This window comes from Streptomyces sp. NPDC056222, assembly GCF_042264065.1.
In the GTDB taxonomy this organism is placed as follows: Bacteria; Actinomycetota; Actinomycetes; order Streptomycetales; family Streptomycetaceae; genus Streptomyces.
The window spans coordinates 62,175-77,530 of sequence record NZ_JBHJTL010000025.1 but is presented as its reverse complement, the minus strand read 5'-3'; the positions used below and the strand labels follow the sequence as shown (position 1 = coordinate 77,530).

Here is a 15,356-nt window from a genome sequence, read left to right as displayed (position 1 = left end):
TGGGATATGCCCGCTATGCCCGGCAGGGGCACCCCGGACTCTCTCATGCGGAGAGGTGTCCGGGCAGGGAATGACGCGCCAGCGGCGTCTCTTTGAGCGGCTCCCAGGGTGAAGAGTTGAGTCGCCTCCACTCAGGTCTGTTGACGGGGCGAGCGACGTCATGCATCCTTGAGTCAGTTCCACTCAAGTCAGTCAGCTGGAGGAATTGAAATGGCACGTGCGGTCGGCATCGACCTGGGCACGACTAACTCCGTCGTCAGCGTTCTCGAAGGCGGCGAGCCCACCGTCATCACCAACGCCGAAGGCGCCAGGACCACGCCGTCCGTCGTCGCCTTCGCGAAGAACGGCGAGGTGCTCGTCGGCGAGGTCGCCAAGCGTCAGGCGGTCACCAACGTCGACAGGACCATCCGGTCGGTCAAGCGCCACATGGGCACCGACTGGAAGATCGAGATCGACGGCAAGAACTTCAACCCGCAGCAGATGAGCGCCTTCATCCTGCAGAAGCTGAAGCGCGACGCCGAGGCGTACCTGGGCGAGAAGGTCGTCGACGCGGTCATCACCGTCCCGGCGTACTTCAACGACTCCGAGCGTCAGGCCACCAAGGAGGCCGGTGAGATCGCGGGCCTCAACGTCCTGCGCATCGTCAACGAGCCGACCGCGGCCGCCCTGGCCTACGGCCTGGACAAGGACGACCAGACGATCCTCGTCTTCGACCTCGGTGGCGGCACCTTCGACGTGTCGCTCCTGGAGATCGGCGACGGCGTCGTCGAGGTGAAGGCCACCAACGGTGACAACCACCTCGGTGGTGACGACTGGGACCAGCGCGTCGTCGACTACCTGGTGAAGCAGTTCGCCAACGGTCACGGCGTCGACCTGGCCAAGGACAAGATGGCTCTCCAGCGTCTCCGCGAGGCCGCGGAGAAGGCGAAGATCGAGCTGTCGTCCTCCACCGAGACGTCGATCAACCTGCCGTACATCACCGCCTCCGCCGAGGGTCCGCTGCACCTGGAGGAGAAGCTCACGCGCGCTCAGTTCCAGCAGCTGACCGCGGACCTTCTGGACCGCTGCAAGACGCCGTTCCACAACGTCATCAAGGACGCGGGCATCAACCTGTCCGAGATCGACCACGTCGTTCTCGTCGGTGGCTCCACCCGTATGCCGGCCGTCGCCGAGCTCGTCAAGGAGCTGACCGGTGGCCAGGAGGCCAACAAGGGTGTGAACCCGGACGAGGTCGTCGCCATCGGCGCCGCCCTGCAGGCCGGTGTGCTCAAGGGTGAGGTCAAGGACGTCCTGCTCCTCGACGTGACCCCGCTGTCGCTTGGTATCGAGACCAAGGGCGGCATCATGACCAAGCTCATCGAGCGCAACACCACGATCCCGACCAAGCGGTCCGAGATCTTCACGACGGCCGAGGACAACCAGCCGTCGGTGCAGATCCAGGTCTACCAGGGCGAGCGCGAGATCGCGGCGTACAACAAGAAGCTCGGCATGTTCGAGCTGACCGGTCTGCCGCCGGCCCCGCGTGGCGTCCCGCAGATCGAGGTCGCGTTCGACATCGACGCCAACGGCATCATGCACGTGACCGCGAAGGACCTGGGCACGGGCAAGGAGCAGAAGATGACCGTCACCGGTGGCTCCTCGCTGCCGAAGGACGAGGTCAACCGGATGCGCGAAGAGGCCGAGAAGTACGCGGACGAGGACCACGCCCGTCGCGAGGCCGCCGAGTCCCGCAACCAGGGCGAGCAGCTCGTCTACCAGACGGAGAAGTTCCTCAAGGACAACGAGGACAAGGTCCCCGGTGAGGTCAAGACCGAGGTCGAGGCCGCCGTCGCCGAGCTGAAGGAGAAGCTCAAGGGCGAGGACACCGCGGAGATCCGTACCGCCACCGAGAAGGTCGCGGCCGTCTCCCAGAAGCTCGGCCAGGCCATGTACGCCGACGCGCAGGCCGCCCAGGCCGCCGGCGGCGACGCCCCGCAGGGCGAGGCCAAGGCCGACGACGACGTGGTCGACGCCGAGATCGTCGACGACGAGAAGCCGAAGGGCGGCGCTGTCTGATGACGGAGGAGACCCCGGGCTTCGACGAGCAGCCCGACGTCCCCTCCGGCGCCACCCCTGACGACGCCGCCGACGCCGCCGAGGCCCCCTCCACGGAGGAGGGCCCGGCGGCCCCGGCCGGGGACGCAAGCAGCAAGAGCTCGGCCGAGACCGCAGGTCTCACCGCCCAGCTGGACCAGGTCCGCAGCGCGCTCTCCGAGCGCACCGGGGACCTCCAGCGGCTCCAGGCCGAGTACCAGAACTACCGCCGTCGGGTGGAGCGGGACCGGGTCACCGTCAAGGAGATCGCGGTCGCGGGCCTTCTGACGGAGCTTCTGCCCGTGCTCGACGACATCGGTCGGGCCCGGGACCACGGCGAGCTCGTGGGCGGCTTCAAGTCGGTGGCCGAGTCGCTGGAGACGGTGGCCGCCAAGATGGGGCTGCAGCAGTTCGGCAAGGAGGGCGAGCCCTTCGACCCGACGATCCACGAGGCCCTGATGCACTCGTACGCGCCGGATGTCACCGAGACGACCTGCGTGGCGATCCTGCAGCCGGGGTACCGGATCGGCGAGCGGACCATCCGGCCCGCGCGCGTGGCGGTGGCCGAGCCCCAGCCCGGGGCGACGCCGGCCGCTAAGGAAGAGAAGTCGGCAGACGAGGAGAGCGGTGGCCCCGAGGAGGGCTAGCGCGAAGATCGTCCGAGAGGAGGGACGTCGATGAGCACGAAGGACTTCGTCGAGAAGGACTACTACAAGGTTCTCGGCGTCCCCAAGGACGCCACCGACGCCGAGATCAAGAAGGCGTACCGGAAGCTCGCCCGCGAGAACCACCCGGACGCCAACAAGGGCGACACCAAGGCGGAGGAGCGCTTCAAGGAGATCTCCGAGGCGAACGACGTCCTCGGCGACCCCAAGAAGCGCAAGGAGTACGACGACGCCCGCGCGCTCTTCGGCAACGGAGGCTTCCGTGCCGGAGGCCCGGGCGGCGGCAACTTCAACTTCGACCTGGGCGACCTCTTCGGCGGCGCCCAGGGCCCCGGTGGCCCGGGCGGGGCGGGCGGCTTCGGCGGCGGCCTCGGCGACGTCTTCGGCGGACTGTTCAACCGGGGCGCGGGCGGCGGCGCGGGTACGCGTACGCAGCCGCGCCGCGGTCAGGACATCGAGTCCGAGGTGACGCTCAGCTTCACCGAGGCAGTGGACGGCGCCACGGTGCCGCTGCGGATGTCCTCCCAGGCGCCCTGCAAGGCCTGTTCGGGCACCGGCGACAAGAACGGCACGCCCCGCGTGTGCCCGACCTGCGTCGGCACCGGCCAGGTCTCGCGCGGCGGCAGCGGATCCTTCTCGCTCACCGACCCGTGCGTGGACTGCAAGGGCCGCGGTCTGATCGCCGAGACCCCCTGCGAGGTCTGCAAGGGCAGCGGGCGGGCCAAGTCCTCCCGCACCATGCAGGTCCGTATCCCCGCCGGAGTCTCCGACGGCCAGCGGATCCGGCTGCGGGGCAAGGGCGCGCCGGGCGAGCGCGGCGGCCAGAGCGGTGACTTGTACGTCGTCGTCCATGTCGACGCCCATCCGGTCTTCGGCCGCAAGGACGACAACCTGACCGTCACCGTGCCCGTCACCTTCGACGAGGCGGCGCTCGGCGGCGAGATCAAGGTGCCGACCCTGGGAGGCCCGGCGGTCACGCTGAAGCTGCCCGCCGGCACCCCCAACGGCCGGACCATGCGCGCCCGTGGCAAGGGCGCGGTCCGCAAGGACGGTACGCGCGGCGATCTGCTGGTGACGGTGGAGGTCGCGGTACCGAAGGAGCTCGACGACAAGGCCCGCGAGGCCCTCGAGACCTACCGTCAGGCGACGGCGGGCGAGGACCCCAGGGCAGAGTTGTTCCAGGCCGCGAAGGGAGCTTGACCCGATGGACAGCAGACCGGGACGCAGCCGCAATCCGTACGAACTGACCGACGAGACGCCGGTGTACGTCATCTCGGTGGCGGCCCAGCTCTCGGGCCTGCACCCGCAGACGCTCCGGCAGTACGACCGCCTCGGCCTGGTCTCACCCGACCGCACGGCGGGCCGGGGCCGGCGCTACTCGGCCCGTGACATCGAACTGCTCCGTACGGTGCAGGCGTTGTCGCAGGACGAGGGCATCAACCTGGCGGGCATCAAGCGCATCATCGAGCTGGAGAACCAGGTCGCGGCGCTCCAGCAGCGTGTCGCCGAGCTGTCGGCGGCCGTCGAGGGCGCCGCGTCGGCGATGCGTCAGCGCGAGGCGCAGGTGCACGCCTCGTACCGGCGGGACCTGGTGCCGTACACCGACGTGCAGCAGGCGAGCGCGCTGGTGGTGTGGCGCCCCAAGCGGCCCGGCGAGTAGTTCTCGGAACGGCGCGAAGGCCCCCTCCCGCGGGAGGGGGCCTTCGTGTGTGCGGTGCTAGGGGATGAGTTCGCCGACGATGTCCCCGAGGGTCTCCCACCACGGCGCGGCGCCGGTGCCGAAGGCGGCGGCGAGGGCGGTGCCGACGGCCCGGTCCAGGGGCTCGGGCTCCGTGCCGGGGGCCCAGTCGTCGTCGACACGGCCGTCGCCGGAGGACTCCAGGGTGCCGAGCGGGCGCCCGTCCCGGATCAGCCTGCTGTCGACGTAACCGCACGGCACGAGCCGGTAGCGCACGCCGCCGACACGGACGTCGACCCGGTACGAGCGCCGCAGCAGCCGCCCTCGCGAGGGCCGGATGCGGGCGGGCTCCCCGTCGACGGTGAGGGTGAGCAGGTCGCGCTTGCGGGTCCCGATGGGGATGTGCGGGTCCGGGGTGGTTCCCGGGGCCCGTACGAGCTCCACGGTCGGCATCCCGTGCCCGGACACCCGCAGGGTGCCGGCCTGGCCGTCCAGGTCGATCTGTGCGTACATGTGTGGTCAGTGGTCCTGGTTCAGAATTCCGGACTGGGCGATGAGATAGCCGAGTTGGGCTCGGCTGCCGCTGCCGAGGGCGGCGGCCAGCTTGGCGATGTGGGCGCGGCAGGTCCGGACGTTCATGCCGAGCCGGCGGGCGATGGCCTCGTCGACGTGGCCCTCGACGAGCAGCTTGGCGATGGAGCGCTGGATGCCGCTGATGCCGTCGTGGGTCTGCGCGTAGGGCACCTGCTCGCCGAACGGGGTGGCCCGGGCCCAGGACTGTTCGAAGACGGTCGCAAGATACTCGACCAGGCCCGGATGGCGCAGCTCCAGGGCGACTTGGCGGTCCTGGCGGGCGGGTATCAGGGCCACCGAGCGGTCGATGATGATGAGCCGCTCGATGGACTCCTCCAGCGTCCGGACCTGGAGCCGGTCCATGCCGGCCTGTTCCAGGTAGACCTGCATGCCGTGGCTGTGGCGCGCCGTGTGCTGGTAGAGGGTGCGGACGCGGACCCCGCGTTCGAGGAGCGGCTGGATGCGGTGGAGCGCGGTGTTGAGGGTGTGTTCGCTGCGTCCGCCGCCGGGCTGGATGGTCAGTAGTTCCTGCGAGCACTCGGCGGTGGCGCGGCCGAGGACGGCGTCGATGCGGTTGATGCCTTCGAGGACGGTGATCGCGTGGGTCGTCGAGGGGTCCTGGGCGCTGATGGCCATGAACGGCTCGAAAACGCTGGAGAGTCCCGTGGCCAGGCTGCGGCGCTCCTGGATTTCCCGCTCCAGGGGGTGGACGAGCCGGGCCAGTGCCGCCGAGGGTGGGACCGGCCGCAGCCACGCGGGGTCGTCGGCGTCCGGGTGGAGAAGTGCCAGGTCCATGAGGCAGGGCGCGGCTTCTGCCTCGCTCCTGGTTATTCGCCCGGTACGCAACGCACTGGCGTACAAGTCCGATCCGGCTGCACAGAGATCGACATGACCGTGGGGATGTGTCGGTTCTGATTCGTTCTGCGGCATTTGAACACCCCCCAGGATCCTGTATTTCAGGAACATGATGCATTGCCCTGGTGGTGGAAGCGCAAAGACTGAGCCATCGTCTTGTACGCGGGGGAGAGGAAACCATCAAGTGAGGTCGAAGCCGCTCATGTCCAGAAAACTGCTTCGCTCGGTACTTGCTTCCGTCTTCATAGGGGCGGCGGCAGTAGGAGCGCTGGCCACCAGCGACCCGGTATGGGACAGCGCTCCTGTCAGTGTTGTCGCCGCTCCCGGTGATCCGGTGTGGGATCTCGTCCCGGCCGGCGATCCTGTGTGGGACGTATCTCCGGCGGGTGTGACCGACCCGGTGTGGGACGTGTCCCCGGCAGCCCAGGCCGATCCGGTGTGGGACTCCTCCCCGGCGGGCGCGGACGCATGACCGTGCCGCCGGACGACCGGGTCTTCCGGCGAGAGATGGCTTCGGCCTATCGATCCGGGTGGCATTTCATCGATCTCGTCACGGCAATCCCCCACCGTGGCGATTCGTTGATGGTCACCCTCTTCGGAGAACCGATCGTCGTCGCTCGTGAGCAGGACGAGGACGTTCGCGCCTACCGGTGTCTGCGCCGGCCCCGCGGAGCCCCGCAGCCCGTTCGCTGTGCCATCCGGTACGGCATGATTTTCGTCAATCTCGACCAGCGGGACCACCAGCTGCTCGAGCCCGAGACCATCACCGCCACCCCCCGCAGTGCCTGAGCGGTTCCCCCGTCGTTGTAGATCGCTCAGGTGCTTCCCCCACACAGCGGCGCCATCGCGGACCTGAAACGCGATGGCGCCGTTGTGCTGTCCGCGTACGGAAGCTCGTGCGGGAGCGCGTACGGAGGCCCGTACGGAGGTCCGTGCGGAGGCTCTCGTACGCGAGCGGGTGGTGCTACGCCCGGCCCATGGCCCGCGTCAGCGCGATCTCGATGACCACCCGGTCCGGGTTCGGGGCCGGGGTCCGGCCGTAGCGCGTCGCGTAACGGTCCACCGCGTCCGCGACGACGTCCGCCTCCGTACGGATGCGCGCCACGCCCTCCAGCGTCGCCCAGCGCCCCTTGTCCACCTGGCAGACCGCGACGCGCGCGCCCTCGGGGCCCGCCGCCAGGACGTTGGCGACCTTGTGGCTGTGCTTGTTGGTGATCACCCGGGCGATGCCGTTCTCGCCGCCCTCGGGGTCGTACGTGACGCCCACCGCCACCACGTGCGGAGTGCCGTCCGCGCGCGGGGTCGTCAGGGTGCTCATGTGGTACTCGCGCCAGAAGCTGAGATACGAGTCGTCCGGGTTCCGCGGGTCAGTCGCCATGCCCGGAACCTACCCGTGGGACGGGTATGTGCGACACCTTGAGCGGAATAGACTCAACTTTGTGTACGCTGGATGAGTCATAGACCGTGTACAGCGCACACCGAGGAGGAGAAAGCGCACGTGGACGCCGAACTGACCAACAGGAGCCGGGACGCGATCAACGCGGCCACCAGCCGTGCCGTGTCCGGGGGGCACCCCGATCTGACCCCCGCGCATCTGCTCCTCGCACTGCTCGCAGGTCAGGACAACGAGAACATCATCGACCTGCTCGTGGCCGTCGAGGCCGACCAGGCCGCGGTACGGTCCGGGGCGGAGCGGCTGCTCGCCGCCCAGCCCAGCGTGACCGGCTCCACGGTCGCGCCGCCGCAGCCCAACCGGGAGCTGCTCGCCGTCATCGCCGAGGCCGCCAAGGTGGCCAAGGAGCTGGGGGACGAGTACCTCTCGACCGAGCACCTGCTCATCGGGATCGCCGCGAAGGGCGGCCAGGCGGGCGAGGTCCTCGACGGGCAGAGGGCGAGCGCGAAGCGGCTGCTGGACGCGTTCGAGAAGGCAAGGGGAGGACGCCGGGTGACCACACCCGACCCGGAGGGTCAGTACAAGGCGCTGGAGAAGTTCGGTACGGACTTCACGGCCGCCGCGCGCGAAGGGAAGCTGGACCCCGTCATCGGGCGCGACCAGGAGATCCGGCGCGTCGTCCAGGTCCTCTCCCGCCGCACCAAGAACAACCCGGTCCTCATCGGCGAGCCCGGCGTCGGCAAGACCGCCGTCGTCGAGGGACTGGCCCAGCGGATCGTGAAGGGCGACGTCCCCGAGTCGCTCCGCGACAAGCGCCTGGTCTCGCTCGACCTCGGCGCGATGGTCGCCGGTGCCAAGTACCGCGGCGAGTTCGAGGAGCGACTGAAGACCGTCCTCTCCGAGATCAAGGCCAGCGACGGCCAGATCATCACCTTCATCGACGAGCTGCACACCGTCGTCGGCGCGGGCGCCGGCGGCGACTCGGCCATGGACGCCGGCAACATGCTCAAGCCGATGCTGGCCCGCGGCGAGCTGCGCATGGTCGGCGCGACGACCCTCGACGAGTACCGCGAGCGGATCGAGAAGGACCCCGCCCTGGAGCGCCGCTTCCAGCAGGTCCTGGTCGCCGAGCCGAGCGTCGAGGACACCATCGCGATCCTGCGCGGACTCAAGGGCCGGTACGAGGCCCACCACAAGGTCCAGATCGCCGACTCCGCGCTGGTGGCCGCCGCCTCCCTCTCTGACCGGTACATCACCTCCCGCTTCCTCCCCGACAAGGCCATCGACCTCGTCGACGAGGCCGCCTCCCGGCTCCGGATGGAGATCGACTCCTCGCCCGTCGAGATCGACGAGCTGCAGCGGTCCGTGGACCGGCTGCGCATGGAGGAGCTGGCGCTCAAGAACGAGACCGACGACGCGAGCAAGCAGCGCCTGGAGAAGCTCCGCCGCGACCTCGCCGATCGCGAGGAGGAGCTGCGCGGTCTGACCGCCCGCTGGGAGAAGGAGAAGCAGTCCCTCAACCGCGTCGGTGAGCTCAAGGAGCGGCTCGACGAGCTCCGCGGCCGCGCCGAGCGGGCCCAGCGCGACGGTGACTTCGACACCGCCTCCCAGCTGCTCTACGGCGAGATCCCGACGCTCGAACGCGAGCTGGAGGAGGCGTCCGAGGCCGAGCAGGAGGTCTCGAAGGACACGATGGTCAAGGAGGAGGTCGGCCCCGACGACATCGCGGACGTGGTCGGCGCCTGGACCGGCATCCCCGCCGGCCGCCTCCTGGAGGGCGAGACGCAGAAGCTGCTGCGCATGGAGGACGAGCTCGGCAGGCGGCTGATCGGCCAGACCGAGGCCGTCCGGGCCGTTTCCGACGCCGTCCGCCGCACGCGCGCCGGGATCGCCGACCCCGACCGCCCCACCGGCTCCTTCCTCTTCCTCGGCCCCACCGGTGTCGGCAAGACCGAGCTGGCGAAGGCGCTCGCGGACTTCCTCTTCGACGACGAGCGGGCCATGGTCCGCATCGACATGTCGGAGTACAGCGAGAAGCACTCCGTCGCCCGGCTCGTCGGCGCGCCCCCCGGCTACGTCGGCTACGAGGAGGGCGGCCAGCTCACGGAGGCGGTGCGCCGCCGCCCGTACAGCGTGGTGCTGCTCGACGAGGTGGAGAAGGCCCACCCGGAGGTCTTCGACATCCTGCTCCAGGTCCTCGACGACGGCCGGCTCACCGACGGTCAGGGCCGGACGGTCGACTTCCGCAACACCATCCTGATCCTGACGTCCAACCTGGGCAGCCAGTACCTGGTCGACCCTCTGATCGGCGAGGACGAGAAGAAGCAGCGGGTCATGGACGTGGTGAGGGCCTCCTTCAAGCCGGAGTTCCTCAACCGGCTCGACGACCTGGTGGTCTTCTCGGCGCTCGACGAGTCCGAGCTGGGGCGGATCGCGCAGCTCCAGATCGACCGGCTCGCCAAGCGTCTCGCCGAACGCCGGCTGACGCTGGAGGTCACCCCGGAGGCGCTGGCCTGGCTGGCGGAGGAGGGCAACGACCCGGCGTACGGCGCCCGGCCGCTGCGCCGCCTCATCCAGACGGCGATCGGCGACCGGCTGGCGAAGGAGATCCTCGCGGGCGAGGTCCGCGACGGCGACACGGTCCGCGTCGACCGCTTCGAGGACGGTCTGATCGTGGGCGCGGCGCAGTAGCCGGGCGTGGTCAGAGGGTGAAGGACCCCAGACGTACGAGGGCGGTGTCGCCGTCCTCGTACGTCACCTTCACGTCCACGGCGGCCGCCCCGCTGGGTGCGGGTGTCTCGCCGTACTGCACGTTGAGACAGAGGTCCACATCGCAGAACTCGCTCGGTTCGTGGCCCGGGTACGTCCCCGCCAGCCACGGGGCGACCTCCCGGCGCGGCATCCGGAACTCCGCGTCGACGGACGTGTCCTGCCAGTGGGCCGCCGTGCACCGCGCGTCCCAGGCGCTCCGCGGCAGGGTCGCCTCCGCGAAGGCCATCACCTTCACGCAGTCGACCGGCTGCGGCCGGCCGACGTCCCTCCACTCCCACACGGTCCAGGCCACCAGTGCCAGCGGGCCCCCGCAGAAGATCGACACCAGCACCGACACCCAGATCCACGTGCGTGCGCGCGGCCGCACAGGCTTCGGTTTGTCCCCCATAGGAACCAGATCTTGTCAGCCCGCAGCGGATCGCGGGAGGTGGGGCTTGCGCCATACCGCCCGGCATGGGGGAGGATGGCGGCAACCGTACGAAGGGATATTCACGGTGAGCATCGACCCGTCCTCGATTCCGAATTTCGGGGGCCAGCCCCAGCCTCAGGCCGCAGGACCGGCGGGCCCCGTCGTCCCCGACCAGGACCTGGTCAAGCAGCTCCTGGACCAGATGGAGCTGAAGTACGTCGTCGACGACGAGGGTGACCTCGCGGCGCCGTGGGAGGAATTCCGGACGTACTTCATGTTCCGCGGCGAGGAGGACCAGCGTGTCTTCTCGGTGCGGACGTTCTACGACCGCCCGCACTCCGCCGACGACCGCGCCAAGGTTCTCGACGCGATCGACGACTGGAACCGCCGCACCCTGTGGCCCAAGGTGTACACGCACCTGCACGAGGAGGAGGACGGCTCCGCCACCCTCCGCCTCATCGGTGAGGCCCAGATGCTGATCGGCACCGGCGTCGCGCTGGAGCACTTCGTGTCCTCCACCGTCAGCTGGGTGCGCGCCTCCATCGAGTTCGACAAGTGGCTCGTGGAGCAGTTCGGCCTGGAGTCCCCCGAGGACAAGGAGTCCGAGGGCGAGTAGCCCTCGGCTCCCCACAGGGCCCTGTGCGCGATCGTCAGCGCGTACACCCCGTCACTGAACGAGAGCCCGGCCAGAGCCGTGATCACCACGATCACGGCCCTCGGCCGGGCTTTCGTCGGTGCGGGGCCGGTGGCGGCGGCAGCGGGAGCGCGGGCAGCGGCCGAGCGCCTGGCGTACCCGGCCCCCTCGGACCCTCGTGATCCCGACCGCCGCCGCGCTCCGGCGCGGTCCGCTCAGAGCTGCTTGAGCCGCGAGACCGCCTCGGCGAGGACGTCGAGCCGCTTGCAGAACGCGAAGCGTACGAACGGGGCGCCCTGGTCCTGGTGGTCGTAGAAGACCGCGTTGGGGATGGCGACCACGCCGGCCCGCTCCGGCAGGGCGCGGCAGAAGGCGAAGCCGTCGGACTCGCCGAGGGGGCGGATGTCGGTGGTGACGAAGTAGGTGCCCGCCGGCCGGTAGACCTCGAAGCCCGCCTGGGCCAGGCCGTCGCTCAGCAGGTCGCGCTTGGCCAGGAGATCCGCGCGCAGATCGTCGAAGTACGTGTCGGGCAGGCGCAGCGCCTCGGCGACCGCGTACTGGAACGGGCCCGAGGAGACATAGGTCAGGAACTGCTTCGCCGACCGGACGGCGGTGGTCAGCTCGGGGGTCGCGGTGATCCAGCCGACCTTCCAGCCGGTGAAGGAGAAGGTCTTGCCGGCCGAGCCGATGGTGACCGTGCGCTCGCGCATCCCCGGCAGGCTCGCGATCGGCACGTGCTCGGCGTCGTCGAAGACCAGGTGCTCGTACACCTCGTCGGTGACGACGAGCAGATCGCGTGCGACGGCGAGCTCCGCGACGGCGGTGAGTTCTCCGCGGGTCAGGACGGTGCCGGTGGGGTTGTGCGGGGTGTTGAGGAGGATGAGCCGCGTCCGGTCGGTGACGGCGTTCCGCAGCTCGTCCAGGTCGAGGTGGTACGCACCCTCGTGCGGACGGAGCGTGACCGGTACGCGTGTGGCGCCGGCCATCGCGATGCAGGCGGCGTAGGAGTCGTAGTACGGCTCCAGGGCGATCACCTCGTCGCCCGGTTCGAGGAGGGCGAGGAGCGAGGCCGCGATCGCCTCCGTCGCGCCGGCGGTGACCAGGACCTCCGTGTCGGGGTCGTAGGCGAGGCCGTACCGCTTCAGCTGGTGCTCGGCGACGGCCGTGCGCAGCTCGGGAACGCCGGGTCCCGGCGGGTACTGGTTGCCGCGTCCGTCGCGCAGGGCCCGGACCGCCGCCTCCCGGATCTGCTCCGGGCCGTCGGTGTCGGGGAAGCCCTGTCCGAGGTTGATCGCCCCCGTCCGGACGGCCAGCGCGGACATCTCGGCGAAGATCGTCGTCCCGAACTCGGCGAGCCGGCGATTGAGCAGCGGTCGTGTCATGCCCGCCATCCTGCGGTGAAGCTCTGGACTTCCTCAAGTGCGCTTTGGGCCGGAGCGGTGGGGGGCATCCCCCTGTCACACAAGACCTACGGGGGTGTCACACATGGAAGCTCTGATCATCGCATTCATCATCCTTATCGTGGTGGTGGGCATCGCGTCATCCGTCAAGGGCTCACGACGCGGGGGCGGGCGGCGCGGCGGCGGCTGGTCCGGCGGCGGAGGCTCGTCCTGCGGCGGCGGCTCGTCCTGCGGAGGCGGGGGCGGCTGCGGAGGAGGGGGCGGCGGGGGCGACTGACACGGGGCAGTCGACTCCGCGATCACCCAGGTGCCCGGCCGGACCAACATCCGCCGGGCACCTCTGTGTTGGAGTCGGAATCGATTCTGATTGAACAATTGAACTGTGGGGTCCCCGAAGGGGTGGGAAACCGCTGCAAGTTGGGTAAAACCGCTGCGAGTCTCTCGACGTCCATGATTCCCTCGCTGTTGAAAAGAGACAGCCCTCGGGCCGTGTGTGCCCGAGCCGGCGATCCCCCACTCTCGTTGAACCCTTTCTCCGGGGCGCCCCCGGCCCACCCGTCAAACCGTGTTTGCGGAGCCGACCCATGCTCACGACCCTGAAGACCTCCTACACCGACACGCGCGCGGCCGATCTGGCCTGGGCACTCGGGCGCGAGCCGCTGCCCGCCCTCGCCGTGCTCGACCTCGAACTGACCGGTGCCAAGCTGCAGTTGCGGCTACTCGGCGCCTCCCATCAGGTGCTTCTGGAGGAACAGGAGCACAGCTGCTCGGAGACCGTCGCCTGTATGCCCGGCAGCAGCACGCCGCTGCCGCTGGGCGTCTCCAAGCGCTTCGGCGCGTGGGAGTACGAATTCGCGGCGCGTGTCGAAACGTTGTCCCACGGCTCGTTCGCGGGCCGCGCGCAGGAATTGCTCGCGCTCGTCGCCGACCATCCCAACGGCCTCGCGGGGACGTTCCCCGGCTCCCCGCACGCCTTCACGGCGATGCTGGCGCAGCGCCACGAGGGCCAGGTGTGGTGGCGCACCTGGCATGCGTACCCGCAGGAAGGGCAGTTGGTCGTCACCAGGACGCGGATCGGCGTTCGTATGCCCGCAACGCTGTAACGCGCCGCCCCAGAGCCTCATGTGCACTCGTGTGGGTGACAAGCGGCGACAGTTGTGTGACGTAGCGTTACGAACATGATCGATCCGCCCGTGACCCTGCCACCCAAGAGGGTGACGCGGGCGCCCGTGCGACCGAGTGCGGTGCGGTTTCCGGTCCTCGTCGTCGTCTTCGTCTGCGCCGCTTGCGGACTCGTCTACGAGCTGGAACTGGTCGCGCTTGCCTCGTACTTGATCGGCGACTCGGTCACCCAGGCCTCCGTCGTGCTGTCGTTGATGGTCTTCGCGATGGGCGTCGGCTCGCTGCTCGCCAAGCGGCTGCGCTGCCGTGCCGCCGTCGGTTTCGGCCTGGTCGAGGGCGGACTCGCGCTGATCGGCGGCTGTTCCGCCCTTGTGCTGTACGCCGCGTTCGCCTGGCTCGGCGAGGCCCGGTACGTCCTGGTGGGGTTCTCGCTCGCCATCGGGGTGCTCATCGGGGCCGAGATTCCGCTGCTGATGTCGCTGATCCAGAAGGCGGAGTCGGCGCGCGCCTCCGGCACACGGGGGAAGCAGTGCGCGCCCGACCCCGCCGGGACGGTCGCCGACCTGTTCGCCGCCGACTACGTCGGCGCGCTGGTCGGGGGCCTGGCCTTCCCGTTCCTGCTGCTGCCCTGGCTCGGTCAGCTCACCGGCGCGCTGGTGACCGGTGCGGTGAACGCGGTGGCGGGCGGCGGCCTGGTGCTCTGGCTGTTCCGGCGCGACATGACCACCCGGTCCCGGGCGCTGCTGATCGCCGCGAACGTGACGGTGCTCGCCGTCCTCGCCACCGCCACCGTCCTCGTCGACGACTTCGAGCGGGCGGCGCGCCGTGCGGTGTACGGCGACAGCGTGCGGGTCGCCGTCCACACCGACCTCCAGGAGGTGGTGGTGACGGGCGAGCGCGGCGGACCGCCGGATCTCTTCGTGGACGGGCGGCTGCGGGTCGGCGGCCAGGACGAGTACCGCTACCACGAATCGCTGGTGCACCCCGCGATGAACGGGCCCCACGCGCGCGTGCTGATCATCGGCGGCGGCGACGGCCTCGCCGCGCGCGAGGTGCTGCGCTACCCCGGCGTCCGCTCCGTCACCGTCGTCGAGCGCGACCCCGGAGTCGTCCGACTGGCCCGGACCAATCCCGAGCTGGCCGCACTCAACGGCCATGCCTACCGGGACCCGCGTGTGCGGGTGGCGTTCGCGGACGCGTTCCGCTGGCTGCGTGGTGCGGCGGAGGGCGTGCGGTACGACGTGGTCATCTCGGATCTGCCCGATCCCGGGATCTCCGCCAGCACGAAGCTGTACTCGGAGGAGTTCTACGGTCTGTCCTCCCGGGTCCTCGCCGACGGGGGACGGCTCGTCGTCCACGCGGGCTCGGTCTCGGCCCGCCCCCGTACCTTCTGGACGGTCGACTCCACCCTGCGCGCGGCAGGCTTCGCGACCCGGCCCTACAGCGCGCGGGGCCGGGGTGCGGGCGTCGCCACGGGCCCCGACCGAGCCGAGCGGGCGGACCGTTCCGCCGACGTGGAGACGGGGACGGGTGACTGGGGGTACGTCCTGGCGGCCGCCGGCGTCTACCCGCCCGATCTGGAGCTCGCCCCCGACGCGCCCCGGCTGCGGTCCCTGACGGCGGACGCCCTGGCGGCGGGGGCACGGGCCGCGGAGGCGACCCGTGACGCGCGGGGAGCCGGACCGCCGCCGTCGACGCTGGTGCACCCGCGCTACGGCGGTTGAGCGTCGCGGGCAGCGCACCCTGGACAAACAGGCGACGCCGACGCCCGCTCTGAGTAGG

14 protein-coding genes are annotated in these 15,356 nt (G+C 70.1%); 9 read left to right on the top strand and 5 right to left on the bottom strand.

Features of this window, described 5'->3' with window-relative positions:
* Window positions 1–210 precede the first annotated feature (210 nt).
* From dnaK to ACFC0D_RS14965, 4 genes are read left to right on the top strand one after another with little or no spacing between them, the layout of a single operon-like run.
* Window positions 211–2,055 carry a molecular chaperone DnaK gene (dnaK, locus tag ACFC0D_RS14980; protein WP_329118777.1) on the top strand — a complete coding sequence of 615 codons (1,845 nt, stop codon included), beginning with the start codon at window positions 211–213 and terminating at the stop codon, window positions 2,053–2,055.
* On the top strand, window positions 2,055–2,720 hold the full coding sequence (gene grpE, locus ACFC0D_RS14975; RefSeq protein ID WP_376434921.1) for a nucleotide exchange factor GrpE: 666 nt from the start codon (window positions 2,055–2,057) through the stop codon (window positions 2,718–2,720). Before dnaK ends, grpE begins: the two co-directional genes overlap by 1 nt.
* A 30-nt stretch (window positions 2,721–2,750) precedes the next feature.
* Window positions 2,751–3,938 carry a molecular chaperone DnaJ gene (dnaJ, locus tag ACFC0D_RS14970; RefSeq protein ID WP_376434919.1) on the top strand — a complete coding sequence of 396 codons (1,188 nt, stop codon included), beginning with the start codon at window positions 2,751–2,753 and terminating at the stop codon, window positions 3,936–3,938.
* A gap of 4 nt (window positions 3,939–3,942) precedes the next feature.
* Window positions 3,943–4,398 carry a heat shock protein transcriptional repressor HspR gene (locus ACFC0D_RS14965; RefSeq protein WP_376434917.1) on the top strand — a complete coding sequence of 152 codons (456 nt, stop codon included), beginning with the start codon at window positions 3,943–3,945 and terminating at the stop codon, window positions 4,396–4,398.
* Window positions 4,399–4,455: 57 nt separating this feature from the next.
* Here the strand turns inward: ACFC0D_RS14965 and ACFC0D_RS14960 are convergent, their stop codons facing one another.
* Both ACFC0D_RS14960 and ACFC0D_RS14955 read right to left on the bottom strand, forming a co-directional pair.
* Entirely contained in the window at window positions 4,456–4,929 is a 474-nt protein-coding gene (locus ACFC0D_RS14960) for a hypothetical protein (protein WP_376434915.1), read from the bottom strand.
* Window positions 4,930–4,935: 6 nt separating this feature from the next.
* Entirely contained in the window at window positions 4,936–5,919 is a 984-nt protein-coding gene (locus ACFC0D_RS14955; protein ID WP_376434913.1) for a helix-turn-helix transcriptional regulator, read from the bottom strand.
* A 393-nt stretch (window positions 5,920–6,312) separates the two neighbouring features.
* Between ACFC0D_RS14955 and ACFC0D_RS14950 the strand changes: the two genes are divergently transcribed.
* The gene (locus ACFC0D_RS14950) at window positions 6,313–6,633 is read left to right on the top strand and encodes a (2Fe-2S)-binding protein (RefSeq protein ID WP_329118791.1); all 321 of its coding nucleotides are present in this window, start codon (window positions 6,313–6,315) and stop codon (window positions 6,631–6,633) included.
* Window positions 6,634–6,808: 175 nt separating this feature from the next.
* Here the strand turns inward: ACFC0D_RS14950 and ACFC0D_RS14945 are convergent, their stop codons facing one another.
* Window positions 6,809–7,222 (bottom strand): pyridoxamine 5'-phosphate oxidase family protein, encoded by a 414-nt coding sequence (locus ACFC0D_RS14945; RefSeq protein WP_376434911.1) that lies wholly within the window; start codon window positions 7,220–7,222, stop codon window positions 6,809–6,811.
* A 120-nt stretch (window positions 7,223–7,342) separates the two neighbouring features.
* On the opposite strand from ACFC0D_RS14945, the gene clpB reads away from it, so the two are divergent.
* The gene (clpB, locus tag ACFC0D_RS14940) at window positions 7,343–9,928 is read left to right on the top strand and encodes an ATP-dependent chaperone ClpB (protein ID WP_376434909.1); all 2,586 of its coding nucleotides are present in this window, start codon (window positions 7,343–7,345) and stop codon (window positions 9,926–9,928) included.
* A 10-nt stretch (window positions 9,929–9,938) separates the two neighbouring features.
* Here the strand turns inward: clpB and ACFC0D_RS14935 are convergent, their stop codons facing one another.
* Window positions 9,939–10,346 carry a hypothetical protein gene (locus ACFC0D_RS14935; protein WP_376434907.1) on the bottom strand — a complete coding sequence of 136 codons (408 nt, stop codon included), beginning with the start codon at window positions 10,344–10,346 and terminating at the stop codon, window positions 9,939–9,941.
* Between the two features lie 157 nt (window positions 10,347–10,503).
* On the opposite strand from ACFC0D_RS14935, the gene ACFC0D_RS14930 reads away from it, so the two are divergent.
* Window positions 10,504–11,034, top strand: a complete 531-nt coding sequence (locus ACFC0D_RS14930; protein WP_376434905.1) for a YbjN domain-containing protein — start codon at window positions 10,504–10,506, stop codon at window positions 11,032–11,034.
* 233 nt (window positions 11,035–11,267) lie between these two features.
* Here ACFC0D_RS14930 and ACFC0D_RS14925 read toward each other — a convergent pair whose 3' ends face one another.
* Window positions 11,268–12,443: a pyridoxal phosphate-dependent aminotransferase gene (locus ACFC0D_RS14925; protein ID WP_376434903.1), complete on the bottom strand. Its 1,176-nt coding sequence runs from the start codon at window positions 12,441–12,443 to the stop codon at window positions 11,268–11,270.
* A gap of 593 nt (window positions 12,444–13,036) precedes the next feature.
* Between ACFC0D_RS14925 and ACFC0D_RS14920 the strand changes: the two genes are divergently transcribed.
* Entirely contained in the window at window positions 13,037–13,555 is a 519-nt protein-coding gene (locus ACFC0D_RS14920) for a DUF2617 family protein (protein ID WP_376434901.1), read from the top strand.
* A gap of 75 nt (window positions 13,556–13,630) precedes the next feature.
* Complete coding sequence (locus tag ACFC0D_RS14915; RefSeq protein WP_376434899.1) at window positions 13,631–15,298, top strand: polyamine aminopropyltransferase; 1,668 nt, start codon at window positions 13,631–13,633, stop codon at window positions 15,296–15,298.
* Window positions 15,299–15,356: the final 58 nt, after the last annotated feature.

Bases quoted from the DNA above. Each gene is read 5' to 3' on its own strand.
- dnaK (WP_329118777.1), top strand. From the start codon at position 211: ATGGCACGTGCGGTCGGCATCGACCTGGGCACGACTAACTCCGTCGTC.
- grpE (WP_376434921.1), top strand. From the start codon at position 2,055: ATGACGGAGGAGACCCCGGGCTTCGACGAGCAGCCCGACGTCCCCTCC.
- dnaJ (WP_376434919.1), top strand. From the start codon at position 2,751: ATGAGCACGAAGGACTTCGTCGAGAAGGACTACTACAAGGTTCTCGGC.
- ACFC0D_RS14965 (WP_376434917.1), top strand. From the start codon at position 3,943: ATGGACAGCAGACCGGGACGCAGCCGCAATCCGTACGAACTGACCGAC.
- ACFC0D_RS14960 (WP_376434915.1), bottom strand. From the start codon at position 4,929: ATGTACGCACAGATCGACCTGGACGGCCAGGCCGGCACCCTGCGGGTG.
- ACFC0D_RS14955 (WP_376434913.1), bottom strand. From the start codon at position 5,919: ATGCCGCAGAACGAATCAGAACCGACACATCCCCACGGTCATGTCGAT.
- ACFC0D_RS14950 (WP_329118791.1), top strand. From the start codon at position 6,313: ATGACCGTGCCGCCGGACGACCGGGTCTTCCGGCGAGAGATGGCTTCG.
- ACFC0D_RS14945 (WP_376434911.1), bottom strand. From the start codon at position 7,222: ATGGCGACTGACCCGCGGAACCCGGACGACTCGTATCTCAGCTTCTGG.
- ACFC0D_RS14925 (WP_376434903.1), bottom strand. From the start codon at position 12,443: ATGGCGGGCATGACACGACCGCTGCTCAATCGCCGGCTCGCCGAGTTC.
- ACFC0D_RS14920 (WP_376434901.1), top strand. From the start codon at position 13,037: ATGCTCACGACCCTGAAGACCTCCTACACCGACACGCGCGCGGCCGAT.
- ACFC0D_RS14915 (WP_376434899.1), top strand. From the start codon at position 13,631: ATGATCGATCCGCCCGTGACCCTGCCACCCAAGAGGGTGACGCGGGCG.